The organism is Apibacter sp. HY039, assembly GCF_004023655.1.
Classification (GTDB): Bacteria; Bacteroidota; Bacteroidia; order Flavobacteriales; family Weeksellaceae; genus Apibacter; species Apibacter raozihei.
Genome location: NZ_SAYM01000002.1, coordinates 634,198 through 655,391, shown reverse-complemented (window position 1 = coordinate 655,391; position 21,194 = coordinate 634,198). Strand labels below are relative to the sequence as shown.

General features: G+C 32.4%; 35 protein-coding genes. 31 read left to right on the top strand and 4 right to left on the bottom strand.

Going from position 1 to position 21,194, the window contains the following annotated elements:
* The first annotated feature begins 101 nt into the window (after window positions 1-101).
* Window positions 102-572 carry a hypothetical protein gene (locus EQ921_RS07045; protein ID WP_128331094.1) on the top strand — a complete coding sequence of 157 codons (471 nt, stop codon included), beginning with the start codon at window positions 102-104 and terminating at the stop codon, window positions 570-572.
* 95 nt (window positions 573-667) lie between these two features.
* Complete coding sequence (locus tag EQ921_RS07040) at window positions 668-1,012, top strand: DUF1493 family protein (RefSeq protein WP_164875599.1); 345 nt, start codon at window positions 668-670, stop codon at window positions 1,010-1,012.
* 592 nt (window positions 1,013-1,604) lie between these two features.
* On the opposite strand, the gene asnA is transcribed toward EQ921_RS07040, so the two are convergent.
* Window positions 1,605-2,645: an aspartate--ammonia ligase gene (asnA, locus tag EQ921_RS07035; RefSeq protein ID WP_128331092.1), complete on the bottom strand. Its 1,041-nt coding sequence runs from the start codon at window positions 2,643-2,645 to the stop codon at window positions 1,605-1,607.
* 293 nt (window positions 2,646-2,938) lie between these two features.
* On the opposite strand from asnA, the gene rplC reads away from it, so the two are divergent.
* The 28 genes from rplC to rplQ are packed head-to-tail and all read left to right on the top strand — an operon-like array spanning window position 2,939 to window position 16,421.
* On the top strand, window positions 2,939-3,562 hold the full coding sequence (gene rplC / locus EQ921_RS07030) for a 50S ribosomal protein L3 (protein WP_128148990.1): 624 nt from the start codon (window positions 2,939-2,941) through the stop codon (window positions 3,560-3,562).
* A complete protein-coding gene (gene rplD / locus EQ921_RS07025) occupies window positions 3,553-4,182 on the top strand; it encodes a 50S ribosomal protein L4 (protein ID WP_128148988.1) in 630 nt (209 codons plus the stop codon). Before rplC ends, rplD begins: the two co-directional genes overlap by 10 nt.
* Window positions 4,183-4,186: 4 nt before the next feature.
* Window positions 4,187-4,477: a 50S ribosomal protein L23 gene (gene rplW / locus EQ921_RS07020; RefSeq protein ID WP_128331091.1), complete on the top strand. Its 291-nt coding sequence runs from the start codon at window positions 4,187-4,189 to the stop codon at window positions 4,475-4,477.
* A 14-nt stretch (window positions 4,478-4,491) separates the two neighbouring features.
* Entirely contained in the window at window positions 4,492-5,313 is an 822-nt protein-coding gene (gene rplB, locus EQ921_RS07015; RefSeq protein WP_128148984.1) for a 50S ribosomal protein L2, read from the top strand.
* A gap of 6 nt (window positions 5,314-5,319) precedes the next feature.
* Window positions 5,320-5,598: a 30S ribosomal protein S19 gene (rpsS, locus tag EQ921_RS07010; RefSeq protein ID WP_128148982.1), complete on the top strand. Its 279-nt coding sequence runs from the start codon at window positions 5,320-5,322 to the stop codon at window positions 5,596-5,598.
* Between the two features lie 10 nt (window positions 5,599-5,608).
* On the top strand, window positions 5,609-6,013 hold the full coding sequence (rplV, locus tag EQ921_RS07005; protein WP_128148980.1) for a 50S ribosomal protein L22: 405 nt from the start codon (window positions 5,609-5,611) through the stop codon (window positions 6,011-6,013).
* A gap of 2 nt (window positions 6,014-6,015) precedes the next feature.
* The gene (gene rpsC / locus EQ921_RS07000) at window positions 6,016-6,711 is read left to right on the top strand and encodes a 30S ribosomal protein S3 (RefSeq protein WP_128148978.1); all 696 of its coding nucleotides are present in this window, start codon (window positions 6,016-6,018) and stop codon (window positions 6,709-6,711) included.
* A gap of 16 nt (window positions 6,712-6,727) precedes the next feature.
* Window positions 6,728-7,150, top strand: coding sequence for a 50S ribosomal protein L16 (gene rplP, locus EQ921_RS06995; RefSeq protein WP_128148976.1), 423 nt, complete (start codon window positions 6,728-6,730; stop codon window positions 7,148-7,150).
* A 12-nt stretch (window positions 7,151-7,162) separates the two neighbouring features.
* Entirely contained in the window at window positions 7,163-7,342 is a 180-nt protein-coding gene (gene rpmC / locus EQ921_RS06990) for a 50S ribosomal protein L29 (RefSeq protein WP_128148974.1), read from the top strand.
* Between the two features lie 29 nt (window positions 7,343-7,371).
* Window positions 7,372-7,626: a 30S ribosomal protein S17 gene (gene rpsQ / locus EQ921_RS06985; RefSeq protein WP_128148972.1), complete on the top strand. Its 255-nt coding sequence runs from the start codon at window positions 7,372-7,374 to the stop codon at window positions 7,624-7,626.
* Between the two features lie 7 nt (window positions 7,627-7,633).
* Window positions 7,634-8,002 (top strand): 50S ribosomal protein L14, encoded by a 369-nt coding sequence (gene rplN / locus EQ921_RS06980; protein WP_128148970.1) that lies wholly within the window; start codon window positions 7,634-7,636, stop codon window positions 8,000-8,002.
* A 15-nt stretch (window positions 8,003-8,017) separates the two neighbouring features.
* Window positions 8,018-8,332 (top strand): 50S ribosomal protein L24, encoded by a 315-nt coding sequence (gene rplX / locus EQ921_RS06975; protein ID WP_128148967.1) that lies wholly within the window; start codon window positions 8,018-8,020, stop codon window positions 8,330-8,332.
* 16 nt (window positions 8,333-8,348) lie between these two features.
* Complete coding sequence (rplE, locus tag EQ921_RS06970; RefSeq protein WP_128148965.1) at window positions 8,349-8,900, top strand: 50S ribosomal protein L5; 552 nt, start codon at window positions 8,349-8,351, stop codon at window positions 8,898-8,900.
* An 8-nt stretch (window positions 8,901-8,908) separates the two neighbouring features.
* The gene (gene rpsN, locus EQ921_RS06965; protein WP_128148963.1) at window positions 8,909-9,178 is read left to right on the top strand and encodes a 30S ribosomal protein S14; all 270 of its coding nucleotides are present in this window, start codon (window positions 8,909-8,911) and stop codon (window positions 9,176-9,178) included.
* A gap of 58 nt (window positions 9,179-9,236) precedes the next feature.
* On the top strand, window positions 9,237-9,635 hold the full coding sequence (gene rpsH, locus EQ921_RS06960) for a 30S ribosomal protein S8 (protein ID WP_128148961.1): 399 nt from the start codon (window positions 9,237-9,239) through the stop codon (window positions 9,633-9,635).
* Window positions 9,636-9,647: 12 nt separating this feature from the next.
* On the top strand, window positions 9,648-10,193 hold the full coding sequence (rplF, locus tag EQ921_RS06955) for a 50S ribosomal protein L6 (RefSeq protein ID WP_128148959.1): 546 nt from the start codon (window positions 9,648-9,650) through the stop codon (window positions 10,191-10,193).
* A gap of 12 nt (window positions 10,194-10,205) precedes the next feature.
* Window positions 10,206-10,562, top strand: coding sequence for a 50S ribosomal protein L18 (gene rplR, locus EQ921_RS06950; protein WP_128148957.1), 357 nt, complete (start codon window positions 10,206-10,208; stop codon window positions 10,560-10,562).
* 11 nt (window positions 10,563-10,573) lie between these two features.
* The gene (rpsE, locus tag EQ921_RS06945) at window positions 10,574-11,095 is read left to right on the top strand and encodes a 30S ribosomal protein S5 (RefSeq protein ID WP_128148955.1); all 522 of its coding nucleotides are present in this window, start codon (window positions 10,574-10,576) and stop codon (window positions 11,093-11,095) included.
* Between the two features lie 4 nt (window positions 11,096-11,099).
* Window positions 11,100-11,276: a 50S ribosomal protein L30 gene (gene rpmD, locus EQ921_RS06940; RefSeq protein WP_221410477.1), complete on the top strand. Its 177-nt coding sequence runs from the start codon at window positions 11,100-11,102 to the stop codon at window positions 11,274-11,276.
* Between the two features lie 6 nt (window positions 11,277-11,282).
* Complete coding sequence (gene rplO / locus EQ921_RS06935; protein WP_128148951.1) at window positions 11,283-11,732, top strand: 50S ribosomal protein L15; 450 nt, start codon at window positions 11,283-11,285, stop codon at window positions 11,730-11,732.
* A gap of 6 nt (window positions 11,733-11,738) precedes the next feature.
* On the top strand, window positions 11,739-13,115 hold the full coding sequence (gene secY / locus EQ921_RS06930; RefSeq protein WP_128148949.1) for a preprotein translocase subunit SecY: 1,377 nt from the start codon (window positions 11,739-11,741) through the stop codon (window positions 13,113-13,115).
* A gap of 3 nt (window positions 13,116-13,118) precedes the next feature.
* A complete protein-coding gene (gene infA / locus EQ921_RS06925) occupies window positions 13,119-13,334 on the top strand; it encodes a translation initiation factor IF-1 (protein WP_128148947.1) in 216 nt (71 codons plus the stop codon).
* Window positions 13,335-13,346: 12 nt separating this feature from the next.
* Window positions 13,347-13,463, top strand: a complete 117-nt coding sequence (ykgO, locus tag EQ921_RS06920; RefSeq protein WP_128148945.1) for a type B 50S ribosomal protein L36 — start codon at window positions 13,347-13,349, stop codon at window positions 13,461-13,463.
* 4 nt (window positions 13,464-13,467) lie between these two features.
* Entirely contained in the window at window positions 13,468-13,845 is a 378-nt protein-coding gene (gene rpsM, locus EQ921_RS06915; RefSeq protein ID WP_128148943.1) for a 30S ribosomal protein S13, read from the top strand.
* Between the two features lie 10 nt (window positions 13,846-13,855).
* A complete protein-coding gene (gene rpsK / locus EQ921_RS06910) occupies window positions 13,856-14,248 on the top strand; it encodes a 30S ribosomal protein S11 (protein ID WP_128148941.1) in 393 nt (130 codons plus the stop codon).
* 24 nt (window positions 14,249-14,272) lie between these two features.
* Window positions 14,273-14,884 (top strand): 30S ribosomal protein S4, encoded by a 612-nt coding sequence (gene rpsD, locus EQ921_RS06905; RefSeq protein WP_128148939.1) that lies wholly within the window; start codon window positions 14,273-14,275, stop codon window positions 14,882-14,884.
* 25 nt (window positions 14,885-14,909) lie between these two features.
* Window positions 14,910-15,902: a DNA-directed RNA polymerase subunit alpha gene (locus tag EQ921_RS06900; RefSeq protein ID WP_128148937.1), complete on the top strand. Its 993-nt coding sequence runs from the start codon at window positions 14,910-14,912 to the stop codon at window positions 15,900-15,902.
* A gap of 9 nt (window positions 15,903-15,911) precedes the next feature.
* Window positions 15,912-16,421: a 50S ribosomal protein L17 gene (gene rplQ, locus EQ921_RS06895; protein ID WP_128148935.1), complete on the top strand. Its 510-nt coding sequence runs from the start codon at window positions 15,912-15,914 to the stop codon at window positions 16,419-16,421.
* 46 nt (window positions 16,422-16,467) lie between these two features.
* Here the strand turns inward: rplQ and EQ921_RS06890 are convergent, their stop codons facing one another.
* The 3 genes from EQ921_RS06890 to folK all read right to left on the bottom strand — a co-directional run bounded on the left by EQ921_RS06890 (window position 16,468) and on the right by folK (window position 19,362).
* Window positions 16,468-17,325, bottom strand: coding sequence for an aldo/keto reductase family oxidoreductase (locus EQ921_RS06890; protein WP_128331090.1), 858 nt, complete (start codon window positions 17,323-17,325; stop codon window positions 16,468-16,470).
* A gap of 91 nt (window positions 17,326-17,416) precedes the next feature.
* Window positions 17,417-18,862 (bottom strand): OmpA family protein, encoded by a 1,446-nt coding sequence (locus EQ921_RS06885; protein ID WP_128331089.1) that lies wholly within the window; start codon window positions 18,860-18,862, stop codon window positions 17,417-17,419.
* 89 nt (window positions 18,863-18,951) lie between these two features.
* A complete protein-coding gene (folK, locus tag EQ921_RS06880; RefSeq protein WP_128331088.1) occupies window positions 18,952-19,362 on the bottom strand; it encodes a 2-amino-4-hydroxy-6-hydroxymethyldihydropteridine diphosphokinase in 411 nt (136 codons plus the stop codon).
* A 41-nt stretch (window positions 19,363-19,403) separates the two neighbouring features.
* On the opposite strand from folK, the gene sppA reads away from it, so the two are divergent.
* Window positions 19,404-21,179, top strand: a complete 1,776-nt coding sequence (gene sppA, locus EQ921_RS06875; RefSeq protein ID WP_128331087.1) for a signal peptide peptidase SppA — start codon at window positions 19,404-19,406, stop codon at window positions 21,177-21,179.
* Window positions 21,180-21,194 lie beyond the last annotated feature (15 nt).

The following is a 21,194-nucleotide window of genomic DNA, read 5'->3' as shown; positions in this document are numbered from 1 at the left end:
AAAATGATAAGAAAAATATAGATGTAGAACTTCTGTATAATGAGAAAGATTCTCTAATTGTATTAAATATAAATAATTTATCTCAGGAAAATTATTTATATATGCCGTATTTTCAAGTAGGCTTTCCTAATCATTATCAAAAAGGATCAATTGTGAATGAAGATTTATTATTTATTAGTGATTGTCAACATTTGTTTATAAACAAGTTAGGGCAATATGATAGTCGCAATACTCCATGGGAGGAAGTAAATATGAAATTTGATTCAATAGTAAAAAATTTATATCATAAATCTGATTTATATCAAGAATACACTCAAAGTAATCAAAAGTTAGTATATTTGATTAATGCTAATTCAAAAGAAAAATTGACATACAAAATTATGCGAAACAATGTATGTGATGAAAAAATAAAAATTAAAATAATTCTTTTTAATAGTTTTCATCAATATAAAATAAGTATAAAGAATGATCAAAAAAAATTATATGAAAAACTCACTAAAACCAATTTTGGGAAATATAATATTTATGAAGATAAATTTAGCGGACATGATTTTATTGATATAATATATTGAAAAAATAATTAATGAAAATATAATATTTAATTCTCAAGTAAAACGATCTTGTTATAATAGTTTTTAATATAGGGAATTTACGTATAAAGAAGAATTTGAAAAAGTTTTTAGTAAATAGAACGAGTATAGAAAATAAAGTAATTGATTATTTTAAAAGAAAATTTAAAGGTTTTGTTATAATTGATGAAAACACTATATTAAATAAATTGTATACTACTGAAGATGAAATATATTTTGAGCTTGTTGATTACTTTGAATATTTCAAAATAAAAATCAATGACTTCAATATACTAGATTACTTTTGTCCGGAACCTACCTTAAATTTAAAAGACATATGGGCAAGACTCACAGGTAAAAATAAGCGTACTCCTATACCCCTTTTAACTATAGGGCATTTAATTAAAGTAGCAGAAAAAGGAGAATGGTTTGAACCGGAATAAAGTAAGATAAATTAAAACTAGAGAAACACATTTAAAAATATTTAACGATGAAAGTACAAGCACTTGCCTTAATGTTTGTTGTTGGATTAAGTCAGATTCAAGCACAGACATTGGAATTCAAAATTTCAGAAAACTAAAACTACGAGATAGATTTCTTTCCAGAACCGAAGTTCATCAACAAATGAAAAATAATGAAGCAGCATTAGAGAAATATAGTGATGGAAAAACGTTGAGAACACTGGGAGATATAACTTTTTTTGGGTAATAGCAATAGCTGCTGGAGGTTTTCTAATTGATACGTATGGTAATTCAGAATCTAACTCAAACGCTGAAACAACTACATCCGTTACAACAGCAATCATAGGAGGAACTTTTTTAGTAGCAACAATTCCTTTAAAAATAGTAGGTAAAAAGAAAATAAAAAAATCAGTTGAATTATATAATCAATCAATTGAAGATTATCAAGAGAAAACACCCGGAAGATATAAAGTATCTCTGATTTCTGACCGAAGAGGAACAGGAATACGAGTTTCGTTCTAAAAAATTAAAAGCCTTCTTATAAGAAGGCTTTTAATTTTTATGTGTGTAGAAGTTATATAATCAAAGGAATACCTGCCTTATCGCAAGCACTTCTCATATCCTCCGGCCATATGCTGGATTGTATTTCTCCAATATGAGCTTTTTGTAACAGGAACATGCACAGTCGAGATTGTCCGATTCCTCCACCGATAGAGAGGGGAAGCTCATTAGCAAGTAAACGTTGATGGAAATATAAATTTTTACGTTGGTTTTGTCCGGTGGCTTCCAATTGTCGTATCATAGCTTCAGTGTCTACTCGTATCCCCATAGAAGAAATTTCAAAAGCCTGTTTTAAAACATCATTCCATAAAATAATATCCCCATTCAGTCCTTTTAATCCCAATTCAGAAACGGAGGTCCAGTCATCATAATCAGGTGAACGTAAATCATGAGGCTCACCGTTACTCAAACGATCTCCGATTCCGATAATAAATACAGCGCCATATTTTTCAGCAATTTTGTTTTCCCTTTCTTTAGGCGAAAGAGTAGGATATAATTGCAACAATTCTTCCGAATGAATAAACTGAATGTTTTTAGGAAGACGAGGCTTTAGCTCCGGATACATTTCATAAGCCATATATTCTGTACGGCGGACAGCATCGTAAATATTGATTACGATTTCCTTTAAAAATGAAACGGTACGATCCTCAATACTAATCACACGTTCCCAGTCCCACTGATCAACATAAAGAGAATGAGTGTTATCCATTTCCTCATCCGCACGAATTGCGTTCATATCTGTGTAAATACCAAATCCTTCTTCAATTTGTAGATCGGCAAGAGTTAATCGTTTCCACTTTGCCAGTGAGTGGACAATTTCTGCAGGCTGATCTCCCAGGTCTTTAATCGGAAATGTCACGGCACGATCCAAACCCGTTAAGTCGTCATTGATTCCCGTACCCTTTAATACAAACAAAGGAGCCGTTACACGACGTAGATGCAGCTCAGAAGATAAATTAGACTGGAAAAAGTCTTTTATTAGTTTAATACCTAACTCGGTTTGTCTTAAGTTTAGGGAAGGTGTGTACCCCTCCGGTAGGATTAATTTGCTCATAAAATTATTTTAAATAGTTAAAAGATGTAAAGATAATAAATATTACGCACCATACTTAATCAGATAAATTTCAGATAGGGGAAATGAGAATTTTAATTAAATATTTTGTGTAATTTTATTTAGTTTTTTAAACAGTTAAAATTAGAAGAAAGACAAATTTTTGACAAATTCTATTTATCTCGAATACAGAAAAATAAAAATAAGTAAAGAATATAAAAAATTTTGAATCAGAATGTTAAAATGTTGATTTTTTTTTATACTTTTGCAATCCGAAAAAATTATAAATAGAACAAATGTCAGGAATTATTGGTAAAAAAATTGGCATGACCAGTTTGTTTGACGAGCAAGGTAAGAATATTCCTTGTACCGTTATAGAAGCGGGTCCATGTACAGTTTTACAGGTCAGAACCAAAGAGAAAGACGGATATAAAAGCTTTCAATTAGGTTTCGATGACAGAAGTGAAAAAAATGTAGGCAAAGCTCTACTAGGTCACTTCAAAAAGGCAGGATCAACACCAAAAAGAAAATTGGTGGAGTTTCATCATGGATTTGATGATTTGAAATTAGGAGATGTGGTAAAAGTAAATTTATTCTCTGAAGGAGAATATGTAGACGTAACCGGAACATCTAAAGGAAAAGGTTTTCAGGGGGTAGTTAAAAGACACGGATTTGGAGGTGTAATGCAAGCTACTCACGGACAGCACAACCGTTTAAGAGCGCCAGGTTCTATTGGTGCAGGTTCAGACCCTTCACGAGTTTTCAAAGGAATGAGAATGGCTGGAAGAATGGGAGGTAATCAGGTTACTGTACAAAATCTAGAGGTAATAAAAGTGGACGAAGAAAAAAATCTTTTAGTAGTAAAAGGTGCAATTCCGGGGCCTAAAAATTCATATGTAATCGTAAGAAGATGGAATTAGTAGTACTAGATAAAAACGGAAAAGAAACAGGAAGAAAAGTTTCTTTAGACGAAACAATATTTGCTGTGGAGCCTAATCAACATGCGGTTTACCTTGAGGTAAAACAATTTTTGGCTGCACAGAGACAAGGAACTCATAAGTCCAAAGAAAGATCAGAATTAAGCGGTTCAACCCGTAAATTACACCGTCAGAAAGGAACTGGTGGTTCCAGAAAAGGGGATATCAAAAATCCTTTGTTCAAAGGTGGAGCAAGAGTATTCGGGCCAAGACCAAGAGATTACAGATTTAAATTAAACAAATCTTTAAAAAGGTTAGCTAAAAAATCAGTACTAAGCCAAAAAATAAAAACCAATAATCTTAAAGTAGTTGAAGATTTGAAATTCGAATCACCAAAAACTAAAGAGTTTATTCAGGTAATACAAAACTTAGGATTGGCTAACAAAAAGACTTTGTTTGTATTAGGAGAGGCTAACAAATTTGTATATTTGTCTTCTCGTAATTTGCAGGAAACTAAAGTGTTAGAATTTAACGCAGTAAGCAGTTATGACATTTTAAGAGCGAATGAAGTAGTTTTATTTGAAGGTTCAGTAGAAAAAATTCAAGAAAATTTAAGAAAGTAGAATTATGTCTGTACTAGTAAGACCTATTATATCAGAAAAAGCAAATGATGTCGCTGAAAAAAGAAATCGCTTTACATTTTTAGTAAATCCCAGAGCGAGCAAAGCAGAGATCAAACGTGCTGTAGAACAAGCCTATGGTGTACAAGTAACTGCAGTAAGGACCCTAATATCTGCCCCTGTAGTGAAAACTAAATACACAAAAACAGGGCTACAGGTAGCAAAATCGAATAAGTTAAAAAAAGCAATGGTTGACGTTAAAGAAGGTCAGACCATTGATGTATTTGGAACTATATAATTATTTAAAGAATCATGTCGGTAAGAAAATTAAAACCTATCACCCCCGGACAAAGATTCAGAATTGTTAACAATTTTGAAGAAATTACTACTTCAAAACCTGAAAAATCTCTATTAAAAGGAGCAGGCAAATCAGGAGGTAGAAACAATACCGGAAAAATGACCATGCGTTATACCGGAGGTGGACACAAGAAACGATACAGAGATATCGATTTCAAAAGAAATAAGTTTGGAATTCCGGCTACTGTTAAATCAGTAGAATATGACCCAAACAGAACGGCATTTATCGCTTTATTGGTATATGCCGACGGAGAAAAACGCTACATTGTGGCTCCACATGGAATTAAAGTGGGGCAAAAAGTCGTTTCAGGAGAAACAGTAGCTCCTGAAATTGGAAACGCAATGAAATTGAAAAGCATACCTTTAGGTACTGTTATTTCCTGCATCGAACTTCGTCCTGGACAAGGAGCTAAAATGGCAAGAAGCGCGGGTACCAGTGCTCAGCTGATAGCAAGAGACGGGAAATATGCCGTTCTTAAAATGCCTTCAGGAGAAACTCGTATGATTTTAGTTGAATGTTTGGCTACCGTAGGATCTGTTTCCAACTCAGACCATCAGTTAATCGTATCTGGTAAAGCAGGTAGAAGCAGATGGTTAGGAAGAAGACCTAGAACAAGACCAGTAGCAATGAACCCTGTAGATCACCCAATGGGAGGTGGTGAAGGTAGATCAACCGGAGGACATCCAAGATCTAGAAACGGTAAGCCTGCAAAAGGATACAAGACTCGTTCTAAAAAGAAAGAATCGAATCGTTATATTTTACAAAAAAGAAAATAATCAGATATGGCACGTTCGTTAAAGAAAGGACCTTACATTCACTATAAATTAAGCAAAAAAGTTCAAACTAATGTTGAGTCAGGAAAGAAAGTCGTGATTAAAACTTGGTCTAGAGCATCTATGATTTCTCCGGATTTCGTAGGACAAACTTTCGCAGTACATAACGGTAAACAATTTGTTCCGGTATATGTAACTGAAAATATGGTTGGACATAAGCTAGGAGAGTTTTCTCCAACACGTGTGTTTAGAGGTCATGCAGGTAATAAAAATAAAGGAAATAGATAATAAGTAAGCAATGGGTAACAGAAAACAAAATAGTGCAGCTGCACGAAAAGAAGCCAATAAAGATTTGGTTATTGCTCGCTTGAATAATTGTCCTACTTCTCCAAGAAAGATGAGATTGGTTGCCGATATCATCAGAGGAGTTGATGTAGATAAAGCACTATATATTTTAAAATATTCCAAAAAAGAAGCTTCCAATAAATTAGAAAAACTTTTATTAAGCGCTATTGCTAACTGGCAGGTGAAAAATGAAGGAAAAGATATAGAAGAAGCTCAGCTTTATGTAAAAGAAATCTTTGTTGACGGAGGGACTATGCTGAAAAGAATGCGTCCGGCTCCTCAAGGAAGAGGGTATAGGATTAGAAAAAGATCTAATCACGTTACAATTATTCTTGGAAACAAAAACGAAGTAAATTAAGTATGGGACAAAAGACAAATCCAATAGGCAATAGATTAGGAATCATACGTGGATGGGATTCCAACTGGTATGGTGGAAAAAACTTTGGAGATAAAATAGCAGAAGATTACAAAATCAGAAGATATTTAGAAGCTCGTTTATCAAAAGCTGGTGTTTCCAGAATTTACATAGAAAGAACTCTTAAATTAGTAACTATCACTATAACAACTGCACGTCCCGGAATCATTATTGGTAAAGGAGGGCAGGAAGTAGATAAACTAAAAGAAGAGCTTAAGAAAATTACCAAAAAGGAAATTCAAATCAATATTTTTGAGATTAAAAGACCGGAACTGGATGCTAAATTAGTAGCTGAAAGCGTTGCACGTCAGATTGAAAATCGTATCTCTTATAGAAGAGCGGTTAAAATGGCGATAGCTTCAACTATGAGAATGAATGCAGAAGGAATCAAAATTATGATATCCGGACGTTTAAACGGAGCTGAGATGGCAAGATCTGAATCTTTTAAAGATGGAAGAATTCCATTATCTACTTTCCGTGCAGATATTGATTATTACATTGCTGAAGCTCATACTACCTATGGAAGATTAGGTGTGAAAGTATGGATTATGAAAGGCGAAGTATATGGCAAGAGAGAATTATCTCCGTTAGTAGGTCTTCAGAAAAAGACTCAGAAAAGAAAAGTTAAAGAAAGAAGATAAAATATCTTAGGTAATTATGTTACAACCAAAAAGAACAAAGTTCCGTAAAATGCAAAAAGGACGTATGAAAGGTCTTTCTCATAGAGGAAGCCAGTTAGCATACGGTACTTTCGGAATTAAAGCGTTAGATCCAGTATTTATTACTGCAAGACAAATAGAAGCAGCTCGTATTGCCGCGACCAGATATATGAAAAGAGAAGGTCAGTTATGGATTAAAATATTTCCGGATAAACCTATTACTAAAAAACCTGCAGAGGTTCGTATGGGTAAAGGAAAAGGAGCTGTAGAGTATTGGGTAGCCAGAGTATCACCAGGTAGAATCCTTTTCGAAGTAGGAGGAGTTCCTCACGATATTGCTAAAGAAGCATTACGCTTAGCTGCTCAGAAACTTCCGGTTAAAACTAAGTTTGTCGTTGCTAACGATTTTGTACAATCTTAATAAATAAAATCGATGAAAGCAGTAGATATTAAAAATTTAAGTCAGGAAGAAGTAAAAGCAAAATTAGCGGAAACAAAAGCTGAATATGCAAAACTTAGATTAGCACATAAAGTGTCTCCAATTGAAAATCCGATTCAATTAAGAGAGATGAGAAAAACAATAGCAAGGCTGTCAACAGCCCTTAGTAATTAAAATTATCCGAAAAGAAGTTAATTTCAACTATGGAAAGAAATTTAAGAAAAGAAAGAATCGGAGTAGTATCCAGCAGCAAAATGGATAAAACCATTGTTGTTAGTGAAACAACCAAAATGAAGCACCCTATGTATGGTAAGTTCGTTTTGAAAACGAAAAAGTATACAGCTCATGATGAAAAAAATGAGTGTAACGAAGGAGACACCGTACGTATTATGGAAACTCGTCCATTAAGTAAAAGAAAAAGATGGAGATTAGTAGAAATTTTAGAAAGAGCTAAATAATTAGGATATGTTACAGACAGAATCAAGATTAAAAGTTGCAGATAACACAGGAGCTAAAGAGGCTTTAGTTATCAAGGTATTAGGAGGCTCTAGAAGAAGATACGCATCCGTTGGTGATAAAATTGTTGTTACTATTAAAGATGCAACTCCATCAGGAAACGCAAAAAAAGGACAAGTATCCAAAGCAGTTATCGTAAGAACTAAAAAACCGGTACGAAGAAAAGACGGTTCATATATCAGTTTTGAAGACAATGCATGTGTATTGTTAAACGCTGCAGGAGAAATGAGAGGAACCCGTGTTTTTGGACCGGTTGCCAGAGAGTTAAGAGATAAAGAATATATGAAAATTATATCTTTAGCTCCTGAAGTATTATAAGCTAAATAAAAGAAAATGGCAAAAGTTAAAATTAAAAAAGGAGATAAAGTTCAGGTTCTTGCTGGAGCTTACAAAGGAAAGCAAGGACAGGTATTAGTAGTTTATCCTGAAAAAAATAAAGCAATTGTGGAAGGTGTTAATATTGTAAAAAAACACAAAAAGCCATCTGCTGAAAATCCTCAGGGAAGCATTGTTGAAAAAGAAGCTGCTATTCATATTTCTAACTTAGCTCTATTGGATCCTAAAACAGGAAAACCAACACGAGTGAGTTATAAAGTGGAAGGGGATAAAAAAGTTAGAGTTGCAGTAAAATCAGGACAAACAATTTAATTTAATTAGAAAGATTATGCAATATATAGCAAGACCCAAAAAATTATATAACGATAAAATTAAATCAGCTTTAAAAGAAGAATTTAGTTATACATCGATTATGCAGGTTCCTAAATTGGAAAAAATTGTTATTAGCCAAGGTTTAGGAGCAGCTACAGCAGATAAAAAAATCGTAGATTATGCAGTTGAAGAAATGTCTTTAATTGCTGGTCAAAAAGCGCTGGCATGTATATCTAAAAAAGACGAGGCTGGATTTAAACTAAGAAAAGGAATGCCAATTGGTGCTATGGTAACTTTGAGAGGTAATAAAATGTATGAATTCTTAGACCGATTAGTTTCATCAGCTTTACCTAGGGTTCGTGACTTTAACGGTATTAAATCCGAAGGTTTTGATGGAAGAGGAAACTATACATTAGGAATTACTGAACAAATTATCTTTCCTGAAATAAATATAGATAAAGTTAAGAAAATTCAAGGAATGGATATTACCTTTGTAACCAGTGCAAATACTGATAAAGAAGCGAAAGCATTATTAACCCATTTTGGTTTACCATTTAAAAAGAACTAATTCAGAACATGGCAAAAGAATCAATGAAAGCGCGTGAGCGCAAAAGAGAAGCACTTTCTGCTAAATATGCCGCTAAAAGAAAAGCTTTAAAAGAAGCAGGAGATTACGAAGCTCTTCAAAAACTTCCTAAAAATGCTTCCCCGGTTAGATTACACAACAGATGTAAACTTACGGGAAGACCTAGAGGATATATGAGAGTATTTGGGATTTCCAGAGTTACTTTTAGAGAAATGGCTAATGAAGGATTAATACCAGGAGTTAAAAAAGCAAGCTGGTAAAAAATAAATTATAAATTTTAAAAGTAGAATTAATTTCTATACTCTAAAATTAAACAATATGGTTACAGACCCAATCGCAGATTACTTAACACGAGTAAGAAATGCAATGATGGCAGGACACAAAGTTGTGGAAATACCTGCATCGAAAATTAAAAAAGAGATTACTAAAATTCTCTTTGATCAAGGATATATCCTTAACTATAAATTTGAAGAAGGAAGCGTACAAGGAGCTATTAAAATAGCTTTAAAATACGATAAGTCTACAAACCTTCCGGCTATCAAAAGAATAGAAAGAGCTTCAAAACCAGGTTTGAGAAAATATTCTGGTTCCAAAGAACTTCCGAGAGTATTAAATGGATTAGGTATCGCTATCATTTCTACATCTAAAGGTGTAATGACTGACAAAAAAGCACGTCAGGAAAATGTAGGAGGAGAGGTAATATGTTATGTTTATTAAAAAATTGAAGAAATGTCAAGAATAGGTAAAGCAATTATAAATATTCCTACAGGTGCTACAGTTGATTATAAAGATAACGTGGTTACAGTTAAAGGAAAAAATGGTGAACTAACCCAGGAACTTACAGGAGGGATTACTTTGAAAATAGAAGATGCTCAAATTACTGTAGAGCGTCCATCAGACAGTAAAGATCACAGATCTCTGCATGGATTGTACAGAGCGTTAATCCATAACATGATTGTAGGTGTTTCAGAAGGGTTTACTAAAAAATTAGAACTAGTTGGAGTAGGTTACAGAGCTTCAAATCAAGGGCAAAAATTAGAATTAGCCTTAGGTTTTTCTCACCTGATAGTTTTAGAACTTCCACAAGAAGTTAAATTAGAAACTTTAACAGAAAAAGGTAAAAATCCAATAATTACCTTATCTTCGCATGATAAACATTTATTAGGAATGGTTTGTGCTAAAATCAGATCTTTCCGTAAGCCTGAACCATACAAAGGTAAAGGGGTGAAATTTGTAGGAGAACAAATTAGAAGAAAAGCAGGTAAGTCTGCATAAAAAAAGTAAGTTATGGCATTAACTAAAAGAGAAAAAAGAATAAGAGTTAAAAGAAGAGTTCGTAAGAATATCTTTGGTACTGCTGCTAAACCACGTTTATCTGTTTACAGAAGCAACAAAGAAATTTACGCTCAACTTATAGATGATAATTCCGGCAAAACCTTGGCTTTTGCATCTTCGCTTGAGAAAGAAGTTGTCGGAGAAAATGGAACTAAAACTGAAATTTCTACCCTTGTAGGTAAAAGAATTGCTGAAAAAGCAAAATCTGCAGGAATTGAAACTGTAGTATTTGACAGAAACGGATTTATTTATCATGGTAGAATTAAAGCTTTAGCTGATGGTGCTAGAGAGCAAGGTTTAAAATTTTAATAAATTAGATTATGTTAGAAGTAAAAAATATTGAAAGAGTAAAACCAGGTGGGTTAGAACTTGTAGACCGTTTAGTAGGTGTACAAAGAGTAACTAAAGTAACCAAAGGTGGACGAGCGTTCGGTTTTTCTGCTATAGTAGTAGTAGGAGATGAAAAAGGAGTAGTAGGATTTGGATTAGGTAAATCTAAAGAGGTAGCTAGCGCAATTTCCAAAGCTGTTGAAGATGCGAAAAAAAATCTGGTTAGAGTTCCGATTCTAAACGGGTCACTTCCACATGAGCAAACAGCAAGATACGGAGGAGCTAATGTATTTATTCGTCCAGCTTCACACGGTACAGGACTTATTGCCGGTGGTGCAGTTCGTGCAGTATTAGAATCTGCAGGAGTAAAAGATGTACTTTCCAAATCTAAAGGATCTTCCAATCCTCACAATGTGGTTAAAGCTACAGTAAAAGCATTATTAAACCTTAGAAGTGCAGAAACTATTGCGCAACAAAGAGGAGTATCACTTTCTAAAGTATTTAAAGGATAAGAACATGGCAACGATAAAAATAACTTTAAAAAGAAGTTCAATAAAAAGACCTAAAAACCAAAAGTTAACATTAGAAGCTTTAGGTTTGACAAAGTTGAATAAATCCGTTGAACATGAAGCAACCCCGCAAATCTTAGGAATGGTTGCTGTCGTAAAACATTTAGTAACTGTTGAAGAATAATAAGATATGAATTTACATACTTTAAAGCCTGCACAAGGTTCAACACATAATAGTAAAAGACTAGGTAGAGGACAAGGAAGCGGTAAAGGAGGAACTTCTACCAAAGGACATAAAGGGGATAAATCTCGTTCAGGACATAAAGATAAAATAGGTTTTGAAGGTGGTCAGATGCCATTGCAAAGAAGACTTCCTAAATTTGGATTTAAAAATATCAATAGAAAGGAATATGTTGGCGTAAATTTGGATACTATCCAAAATTTGATTGATACTAAAAATATTTCTGGAGAAATTACGAAAGAAATATTGGTTCAGAATGGGTTAGCTTCTAAAAAAGATTTAGTGAAAATACTTGGTAGAGGAGAGTTAAAATCTTCAGTAACTATTACTGTAGATAAATATACAAAATCTGCGCAAGAAGCAATTGAAAAAGCTGGAGGAAAAGCTAACACCCTATAATAGAGCATGAAAGGATTTATACAGACAATAAAAAATATCTGGAGCATAAAGGAATTAAGAGATAAATTAATCTTTACTTTCACTCTTATATTAGTATACAGGTTCGGAACTCATGTTCCGTTACCTGCTATTAATATGGTGGAAGTAGATAATATTCTTGAAATTTATAAACAAAACGGAGGAAACCAGCAGGCCACAGGTTTATTAGGATTACTTTCTTCGTTTACAGGAGGAGCTTTTAGTAAAGCCTCCATATTTGCTTTAGGTATTATGCCTTATATCTCTGCTTCTATTGTGGTACAGCTAATGGGATTAGCAATTCCTTACATTCAGAAATTACAAAAGGAAGGAGAGAGTGGAAGAAAAACAGTTAATCAGATAACAAGATGGTTAACTATTTTAATTTGTTTGATCCAGGCTCCGGCTTATCTAACTTCTATAACTCAGGTTTTTCTGCCTGTAGAACAATTCAGAAGTGCCTATTTAGTAGATCCTAATAGCGTATTTTTATTCTGGGTGCCAAGTATCATTATTTTGATTTCAGGTACTATTTTTGCCATGTGGATGGGTGAAAAAATTACTGACAAAGGAATAGGAAATGGTATTTCTATTCTTATTATGGTTGGTATTTTAGCAGGATTCCCTACGGCATTTGTACAAGAAGTTGGAGTACAAACTGGTTCCAGTGGTAATTTGGTTATGATATTGTTAGAGGTTATAGCTTGGCTATTGGTTATTGTTTTGTGTATTATGCTAACTGTAGCGGTTCGAAAAGTTCCTGTTCAGTACGTAAGTAGAACCAAGTCTGGTTCTATACGTTCCATAGCAAATGCAGCCAGACAATATATACCTTTAAAAGTTAATGCAGCAGGGGTTATGCCTATTATATTTGCACAGGCTTTGATGTTTATACCAGGTCTAATTGTTCGTTCAGAATCTACAACCAGTACATTTTGGGCAGGATTTAGTCAGGTATTTAGCTGGCAATATAATTTGTTGTTTGCTTTATTAATCATAATATTTACATTTTTTTATACGGCTATTACCATTCCTGTAAATCAGATGGCTGATGATTTAAAAAGAAATGGAGGTTTAATCCCTCGTGTAAAACCTGGTAAAGAAACGGCGGATTATTTAGATGATATATTATCTAAAATTACTCTACCGGGAGCTATTTATTTAGCCCTTATAGCAGTTCTTCCAGCAATAGTAAAAATGATAGGTCTTACAGCGACAGATCAGTTTGCATTGTTTTTTGGTGGAACTTCATTATTGATTATGGTAGGAGTATTATTAGATACTGTACAGCAAATTAATACTTATTTATTAAATCATCATTATGATGGTTTAATGCAGTCAAGATTAAGTAGAAATCCGAACTAGTAAATGGCAAAACAGAAACATATAGAGCAAGACGGAACAATTATTGAAGCATTGTCTAACGCAATGTTCAGAGTTGAACTGGAGAATGGTCACATTTTAACTGCACATATTTCAGGTAAAATGAGAATGCATTATATTAAATTATTACCAGGTGATAGAGTTAGATTAGAAATGTCACCGTATGATTTATCAAAAGGAAGAATAACTTTCAGATATTAAAATTAGAAAGAAATGAAAATTAGAGCATCACTTAAAAAAAGAAGTGCAGATGACAAAGTGGTTAGACGAAAAGGTCGTCTATACATTATAAATAAAAAGAATCCTAAATTTAAACAAAGACAAGGTTAATACTATGGCTAGAATTTCCGGTGTAGATTTACCAAAAAATAAAAGAGGAGTTATCGGTCTTACCTATATTTATGGTATCGGTAAAAGTACTGCGGCTAAAGTTTTACAAGACGCAGGAATTAGCGAAGATAAAAAAGTTTCAGAATGGAATGATGACGAAATTAATGCCATCAGAAAATTTATATCTGAAAACGTAAAAGTTGAAGGAGAATTACGTTCTGAAATTCAGTTAAACATTAAACGATTAATGGATATCGGATGTCAGAGAGGTATAAGACATCGTTTAGGTTTACCTTTACGTGGACAAAGAACTAAAAATAATTCACGTACTAGAAAAGGTAAGAGAAAAACTGTAGCTAATAAGAAAAAAGCCACTAAATAATAACTGAAACATGGCAAAAACAGCATCAAAAACTACTAAAAAAAGAAAAGTTAAGATTGAAGCAGTAGGAGAAGCTCACATTCAAGCCTCATTCAATAATATCATCATATCTTTAACCAATAAAAACGGTGAAGTAATTTCTTGGGCATCTGCAGGGAAAATGGGATTTAAAGGTTCCAAAAAGAATACTCCTTATGCAGCTCAAATGGCAGCTGAAAACTGCGCTCAGGTAGCTTACGAGTTAGGATTAAGAAGAGTTAAAGTTTATGTTAAAGGTCCTGGAGCTGGTAGAGAATCAGCTATACGTACTATCCATAATTCTGGAATTGAAGTGAGTGAAATCGTTGATGTTACTCCAATTCCTCACAATGGATGTAGACCTCCTAAAAGAAGAAGAGTTTAATATTAAATTTATTCAAATTTTATAATGGCAAGATATATTGGTCCAAAAACGAAAATAGCTAGAAAATTCGGACAAGCTATTTATGGGGAAGATAAGTATTTTGAAAGAAGAAAATACCCTCCAGGACAACACGGTCCGAACAAGAGAAGAGGCGCTAAAAAATCTGAATATGCAGTTCAGTTAGCCGAAAAACAAAAAGCTAAATATACCTATGGTATTTTAGAAAGACAATTTGCTAATTTATTTGATAGAGCCCAAAGAAGTAAAGGTATTACGGGTGAAGTTTTGTTACAACTATGCGAATCTCGCTTAGATAATGTTGTTTACAGAATGGGATTATCAAATACTAGAGCAGGTTCTCGTCAGTTAGTATCTCACAAGCACATTACTGTAAATGGAGAATTAGTTAATATTCCTTCATACATTTTAAAACCAGGTGATGTGATTGGGGTTAGAGAAAAATCTAAATCATTACAAGTAATTAAAGATGCTTTAGTAAATAATTCTCATAAAACCTTCGAATGGCTGGTATGGAACGATGAAAAACTTTCAGGAGAATTCAAAGTTGTTCCTGAAAGAATCCAAATTCCAGAAGATATCAAAGAACAATTGATAGTGGAGTTATATTCTAAATAAAAATAAAAAATTAGCTAAAATTTATATGGCAATTTTAAACTTTATAAAACCTGATAAGGTAATTTTAATTGAATCTGATGATTTTAAAGGGCAATTCGAATTCAGACCATTAGAGCCGGGATTTGGATTGACAGTAGGAAATGCATTGAGAAGAGTTTTATTGTCTTCTCTTGAAGGTTATGCTATTACTTCAATAAAAATTGAAGGAGTTGATCATGAGTTTTCAACAATTCCTGGAGTTATAGAAGATATAACTGAAATAATACTGAACCTTAAGAAAGTTCGATTTAAAAATCAAATCAATAAAGGAGGAAATGAAGTAGTAACAGCTCAAATTTCTGGAAAAACAGAGTTAACAGCTGGAGATTTGGGGAAATTTATTTCTTCTTACCAAGTTTTAAATCCTGATTTAGTGATTTGTCACATGGATAAATCTGTTAACATAAACATTACTTTCAATATAGACAAAGGTAGGGGATATGTACCTGCTGAACAAAATAAATCTAATCATTCTCCGATAGGAACTATCGCAGTTGACTCAATTTATACACCTATTAGAAATGTAAGTTATAGCGTTGAAGATTATCGTGTTGAACAAAGGACTGACTATGAAAAACTAATATTAGACATTCAGACAGACGGTTCAATCACACCTCAGGAAGCTTTAACTGAAGCTGCAAAGATCTTAATTCATCACTTTATGTTATTCTCTGATGAGAGAATAACTTTAGAGGCTGATGTGGTTGCATCAACAGACACTTATGATGAAGAAGCTCTTCACATGAGACAGTTGTTAAAAACTAAATTAGTAGATATGGATTTATCTGTTAGAGCATTAAACTGCTTGAAAGCGGCTGAAGTGGAAACTTTAGGAGAATTAGTTTCTTTTACTAAGTCAGACTTAATGAAGTTTAGAAACTTTGGTAAAAAATCTTTAACTGAATTGGAAGATTTAGTTTATTCTAAAAATCTTACTTTTGGTTTAGATGTTTCAAAATATAAATTAGACGTAGAATAATAAGAAATCATGAGACACGGAAAAAAGTTTAATCATTTAGGGAGAACAGCTTCGCATCGAAAAGCAATGCTTTCCAATATGGCTACCTCTCTTATTTTACATAAAAGAATTAATACTACTGTTGCTAAAGCTAAAGCTTTAAGAACTTACGTGGAACCTCTTTTAACTAAATCAAAAGAAGATACAACACATAATAGAAGAATTGTATTCAGTTACCTTCAAAGTAAAGAAGCTGTAACTGAGCTTTTCAGAGCTATTGCTCCTAAAATTTCATCAAGAAATGGAGGATATACGCGTATCATTAAGACAGGTTTTCGTTTGGGTGATGGTGCTGATACTGCACTCATCGAATTAGTAGATTTTAACGAGGTTTACAATGCAGGAGATGCTTCTAAGAAAACAACTAGAAGAAGTCGTCGTTCAACTAAAAAAGAAACTGTAGCTTCTGAAGCAGTAGCTGAAGATTCACAAGTAGAACAGATAGATTCTGAAAATCAATCTGAGGAATCTAAAGACTAATACAATATTCAGTTTAAAAAAAGCCGGTTAATTTTAACCGGCTTTTTTATTCTAGTTCTACTCCTCTAGATGCCTCTAATAAAAGATACCAATCTTCTGTAGATAAAGTTAAATTAAAAGCATTTATTTGTTCCTTAATTCGTTGAAAATTAGTACTCCCCAGTATAGGTGTAATCTTATAGGGAACCTTCAATGTCCAAGCCAATAAAATTTGATCAATATCAGCATTATACTTTTCAGATAGGGAATTTATTATATTTTTTAAATTCTCTCTGGTGTCATTAGAGTTTTTATCAAAATAGTTTCCCAAAGGAGAATATATTTGTGTTTTTTTATTGAGATTTCCTAACTGAAACAGTGTATCGTTAAACAAAGCTTTATATTGTGTTAGTGAAAAATTAATTTGGTTTGTTAAAAGCGGTATTTTATTATTTAATGCTTCAAAAGCATAGGTTGAGAAATTACAAACACCAAAATTTTTAACCTTACCACTAAGTTTCAATTCTGTTAAAGTGGATTCTAATTCTTCAAAATTGATTAATAAATCCTGTCTGTGAATAAATAATACATCAAGATAGTCTGTTTTCAAATTTTTAAGTGAATTATTTACACTATTGATAATATGTATTTTTGATGTATCGTAAGCTTTAACCTTATATTTTGTCCCAGGACTTAGGATTCCGCATTTGGTTGATAATTTAAGATTACTCCTCTTTATTCCACTTTTAGATAAAGCTTGACCAAAAAGGTCCTCAGTTGTGTAGTTACCATACATATCTGCTAAATCAAATTTAAGAAGATTTTCATTATAACAATTTTTAATTAGATCAGTAGCTTCTTCGACTGATAAACATTTAGTATTGTTTTTCCATTGCATAGTTCCTATAACAACCTGTGGTTTCATACTTATAAATTTTAAATTTTATTAAAGTTACTAAAAATAAAAAAACCTTCCGTAAAAGGAAGGTTTTTTATTTTATTTATATAATTAGTTATTATTCTTGATCTAATAACTTAAATATAACTCTTCTATTTTCTCTGTTTTTCCATTCAGGACATTTAGTCGCTGGTTTACATTCTGGATATTTAGGGCTAGAGAATCCCATTCCTTTACCTGTTAATTGATAAGGAGGAACACCTTTAGATACTAGATATTTAATAACTGAAGTAACACGTCTTTTTGATAAGTTTAAATTGTATGCATCAGAACCTCTCGCATCGGTATGTCCTTCTACTAAAAATCTTGTATTTTGACCATATTTTAAGATAACTTCAGCAACATTATCCAATATAGGTTGAGACTCAACAAGTATCTTATCAGAATCTAGATTAAATTGAATTCCTCCCATTGTATTAACAATTGTTTCATTGATAACTTTTGGAAGTTGTTTAGGCTCAGGACAACCATGTAATTCAGGATGTTCTAAATTAGGAACCCCAGGGAAAGTTGGACATTTATCATATAAATCAATAATTCCGTCCATATCAACATCCAATGCTCTACCGGAACCGTCAACACGTGCTCCTTTAGGAGTATCTAACTCTCTGTCCCAGTCATCACAAACTCCATCATCATCTTTATCACCAAATACGCATACTTCAACAGAACCTCCGGAAACAGCAGCTTCATTGATTTTAGAGAATGCTTCTCTTAATGGGTCAACCCAAGCAAGATGTTCATTGTGTTTACCTAATTTATATTTTAAACCTAATGAGGTTGTAATGAAGTTATCTGAATTACCTCCTGTGTGAAGTTCTGCATAATAACCGGTTCTACCTGAACCATCAAATTGTTTATCTCCTGTTATTATATACATAGCTTTAAATGCAGCATCCCAGCGATTATTAATTTTATATACAATTCCCATACCGAATTGACCGAAAAAAGAATCAATGTCTAAATCAGCTTTGTCAATTAAATAATATTCTGTTTCTCCTCTGCTTAAATCTTTTCTATAAGCTTTATAACCTATAAAGCCAACACCGGCATATGCATGAATACCCCATCTGTATGGAGAACGGTTATCAATCCTTCTGAATAAAGAAGATACTTTCACATCTCCAATAACGCTAATAGAGTGATATTTAGTTTTAGCGTCAACCTCTGGTCCACCATTATAGCCTTGTTTACTTTCGCCCATTTGACCAACTAAACTGATTCCAAAAACGTGTGAAATCTGTTTATCTATCGAAGCCTGCACATCATATCCAACTCTCCAGGTTCCGGATGCTCCATTCTGAATGGAAGTGAAATCTGAAGATTGAAGCCATGGTACACCTCCATATATTGAGATAGACCAATCGTTAAATTGCTTTTGATCATTAGTAAATTTAACATAATCTTCCGTAAAGCTACTACTGTCTAAAGTTTGTGTCTGAGCTTGTGTTTTAAAGCAAGAGCATAAAGCTATAAGTACAAATAGAATACAATTTTTATTCATAACTATAATTAATTAGTAAGTATACAAGTCTTTTTTTATACAAATATAGGGTGTAAAAGTATCATTTTTTTTTGAAGAAAAAAAATAAATTAAATTAATTGATATAAAATCTTCTGTGAAAAATCTCTTTTTGTAATGTGTTGTACATGAGGAATAGTTAATTTTTTTGATAAAAAGACAATATTATTAAAATATACTATATCAATGTCTATGGTTCTGTCTTCATATTTACCACTTATTGAAGAATCAAATTTTCTACCTAGTTTATTTTCAATCTCTTTTAATTTTTTTAAAACTGTCATTGGAGAATTGTAGGTATTTAATTCAAGGCCGGAATTAAGATAATAATTTTTTGAGTTGTACCCAAAAGGTTCAGTCCTAATAATCTCGGTTTTGTTGATTACCTTTCCAATATTATTATTTATTAATTGAATTGCATTTAATATGTTATTTTTTTTATCTCCAAGATTACTTCCTAGTAACAAAATCACTTTATTCATATACTAATAATGAAATTATAAGATTAATACATACAAAAATAATGAAAAAATTTACAATTCAGGTTTTAGCAACCATTGTAGGAATTATGCTACTTATAGGTTTGTTTTTTATAAGCTCTATACTTTTCGGCTCTATTTTTCTTAATAAATCAACGACAAAAGTAAAGGATAATTCAATTTTAGAAATTACATTGAATAAATCAATTATTGAAAGTTCAAGTGAAAAAAATGTTTCTGTTTTTACTTTATCAGAAGAAGCTCCCCTATATTTTAAAGATATTCTAGATCTAATTAACTATGCTAAAGCAGATGATAAAATTAAAGGAATCAGTCTTAAACTTTCAAATCCTGAAGTTGGATATTCAGAGTTATCTGAAATCAGACAAGCATTGCAAAATTTTAAAGAAAGTAAGAAATTTGTATATTCTTATTTAAATGATTGCTCCCAAAAAGCTTATTATTTAAGTTCAGTAGCTGATTCATTATATTTGAATCCAAATGCTACTGTAGAACTTACAGGATTGTCTACTGAAGTTATGTTTTTTAAAAATTTAGGTGAAAAATATGGAATTGGGTTTGATGTTATACGACATGGGAAGTACAAGTCCGCTGTCGAACCTTATATGAGAGATAATCTTTCTGATGAAAACAGACAACAGCTTACAGAGTTGCTAGGTAATATTTGGGGGAAAGTTTCTCAAGATATATCTTCATCAAGAAAAGTCTCGGTTGATAATTTAAACAAAGCTACGGATAGTTTATACGGATTTATTTCTGATAAAATAATAAGTAATAAACTAGTTGATAAATTAATTAATGAATCAGATTATGATTTGGTTATTAAAAATAAATTAGGTTTAGATAAAGGAAGTAAAATAAATAAGGTATCATTAACTCGTTACAAAGAAACAGCTCAGCTCAATTCTTCAACTAAAAATAAAATTGCATTATTATATGCGTCCGGTCAGATATTTTCCGGAAAAGGAGAAGATGGTGGTATTTATTCCCAATCATTTATAAAACAAATTCATGATATTAAAGAAAATAAAGACGTTAAAGCTGTAGTATTAAGAATTAATTCTCCGGGGGGAAGTTCAAATGCTTCTGCCGAAATTCTTTATGAATTAGAAAAACTGAAAAAAGAAAAGCCCATTGTTGTTTCGTTTAGTGATGTTGCAGCATCAGGAGGTTATTATATAGCAATGGCTGCAGATAAAATATATGCACAGGAAAATACAATAACAGGTTCCATAGGAGTACTAGGCTTAATTCCCAACGTTAAAAAATTTGCTAACAATGTAGGAATAACAACTGATTATGTTTCAACAAATGCTAATTCTGCCTATTATTCTGTATTTAATGGGCTTTCTGATGGAGCTAAAAATGTATTAACAAAAGAGGTGGAGATTGTTTATAAAAAATTTGTGGGAGTAGTAATGAAAAATAGAAAAATGACATTTGAACAAGTTGATGCTCTTGGAGGAGGAAGAGTCTGGAGTGGTAGTTCTGCGTTAAAAAATGGATTAATAGATCAGATTGGAACTTTTGATGATGCTATTAAATATTCGGCAAAACTTGTAAAACTAAATGAATATTCTACAGTTACATATCCTGTAGAAAAAACATTTTTAGAAACTTTTTTAAGTAAAATGAAATCGGATGAAGACGATGACCAAAATATTCAAAGTGAAGCCACTGAAAAATTAATTAAAAGTGAACTTGGAAAAGAAAAATATATGATATATCAAAGAATTAAAAATATTGATAAAGAGCGGGGAATTATGTATTTAATGCCTTATGATATGGAAATTAAATAATATTAAATAAATTAG

Coding starts and splice junctions, on each gene's coding strand:
- folK (WP_128331088.1), bottom strand. CDS start 19,362: ATGAATAAAGTGATTTTGTTACTAGGAAGTAATCTTGGAGATAAAAAA.
- asnA (WP_128331092.1), bottom strand. CDS start 2,645: ATGAGCAAATTAATCCTACCGGAGGGGTACACACCTTCCCTAAACTTA.
- EQ921_RS07045 (WP_128331094.1), top strand. CDS start 102: ATGCCGTATTTTCAAGTAGGCTTTCCTAATCATTATCAAAAAGGATCA.
- rplQ (WP_128148935.1), top strand. CDS start 15,912: ATGAGACACGGAAAAAAGTTTAATCATTTAGGGAGAACAGCTTCGCAT.
- rpmD (WP_221410477.1), top strand. CDS start 11,100: ATGGCAACGATAAAAATAACTTTAAAAAGAAGTTCAATAAAAAGACCT.
- rplP (WP_128148976.1), top strand. CDS start 6,728: ATGTTACAACCAAAAAGAACAAAGTTCCGTAAAATGCAAAAAGGACGT.
- rplX (WP_128148967.1), top strand. CDS start 8,018: ATGGCAAAAGTTAAAATTAAAAAAGGAGATAAAGTTCAGGTTCTTGCT.
- rpsN (WP_128148963.1), top strand. CDS start 8,909: ATGGCAAAAGAATCAATGAAAGCGCGTGAGCGCAAAAGAGAAGCACTT.
- sppA (WP_128331087.1), top strand. CDS start 19,404: ATGAAAAAATTTACAATTCAGGTTTTAGCAACCATTGTAGGAATTATG.
- rplR (WP_128148957.1), top strand. CDS start 10,206: ATGGCATTAACTAAAAGAGAAAAAAGAATAAGAGTTAAAAGAAGAGTT.
- EQ921_RS06885 (WP_128331089.1), bottom strand. CDS start 18,862: ATGAATAAAAATTGTATTCTATTTGTACTTATAGCTTTATGCTCTTGC.
- rpsH (WP_128148961.1), top strand. CDS start 9,237: ATGGTTACAGACCCAATCGCAGATTACTTAACACGAGTAAGAAATGCA.
- secY (WP_128148949.1), top strand. CDS start 11,739: ATGAAAGGATTTATACAGACAATAAAAAATATCTGGAGCATAAAGGAA.
- rplO (WP_128148951.1), top strand. CDS start 11,283: ATGAATTTACATACTTTAAAGCCTGCACAAGGTTCAACACATAATAGT.
- rpsC (WP_128148978.1), top strand. CDS start 6,016: ATGGGACAAAAGACAAATCCAATAGGCAATAGATTAGGAATCATACGT.
- rpsE (WP_128148955.1), top strand. CDS start 10,574: ATGTTAGAAGTAAAAAATATTGAAAGAGTAAAACCAGGTGGGTTAGAA.
- rplN (WP_128148970.1), top strand. CDS start 7,634: ATGTTACAGACAGAATCAAGATTAAAAGTTGCAGATAACACAGGAGCT.
- rpsK (WP_128148941.1), top strand. CDS start 13,856: ATGGCAAAAACAGCATCAAAAACTACTAAAAAAAGAAAAGTTAAGATT.
- rplC (WP_128148990.1), top strand. CDS start 2,939: ATGTCAGGAATTATTGGTAAAAAAATTGGCATGACCAGTTTGTTTGAC.
- rpsD (WP_128148939.1), top strand. CDS start 14,273: ATGGCAAGATATATTGGTCCAAAAACGAAAATAGCTAGAAAATTCGGA.
- rpsS (WP_128148982.1), top strand. CDS start 5,320: ATGGCACGTTCGTTAAAGAAAGGACCTTACATTCACTATAAATTAAGC.
- rplE (WP_128148965.1), top strand. CDS start 8,349: ATGCAATATATAGCAAGACCCAAAAAATTATATAACGATAAAATTAAA.
- rplV (WP_128148980.1), top strand. CDS start 5,609: ATGGGTAACAGAAAACAAAATAGTGCAGCTGCACGAAAAGAAGCCAAT.
- rpsM (WP_128148943.1), top strand. CDS start 13,468: ATGGCTAGAATTTCCGGTGTAGATTTACCAAAAAATAAAAGAGGAGTT.
- rplD (WP_128148988.1), top strand. CDS start 3,553: ATGGAATTAGTAGTACTAGATAAAAACGGAAAAGAAACAGGAAGAAAA.
- rplB (WP_128148984.1), top strand. CDS start 4,492: ATGTCGGTAAGAAAATTAAAACCTATCACCCCCGGACAAAGATTCAGA.
- rpmC (WP_128148974.1), top strand. CDS start 7,163: ATGAAAGCAGTAGATATTAAAAATTTAAGTCAGGAAGAAGTAAAAGCA.
- EQ921_RS06900 (WP_128148937.1), top strand. CDS start 14,910: ATGGCAATTTTAAACTTTATAAAACCTGATAAGGTAATTTTAATTGAA.
- infA (WP_128148947.1), top strand. CDS start 13,119: ATGGCAAAACAGAAACATATAGAGCAAGACGGAACAATTATTGAAGCA.
- EQ921_RS06890 (WP_128331090.1), bottom strand. CDS start 17,325: ATGAAACCACAGGTTGTTATAGGAACTATGCAATGGAAAAACAATACT.
- rplF (WP_128148959.1), top strand. CDS start 9,648: ATGTCAAGAATAGGTAAAGCAATTATAAATATTCCTACAGGTGCTACA.
- rpsQ (WP_128148972.1), top strand. CDS start 7,372: ATGGAAAGAAATTTAAGAAAAGAAAGAATCGGAGTAGTATCCAGCAGC.
- ykgO (WP_128148945.1), top strand. CDS start 13,347: ATGAAAATTAGAGCATCACTTAAAAAAAGAAGTGCAGATGACAAAGTG.
- rplW (WP_128331091.1), top strand. CDS start 4,187: ATGTCTGTACTAGTAAGACCTATTATATCAGAAAAAGCAAATGATGTC.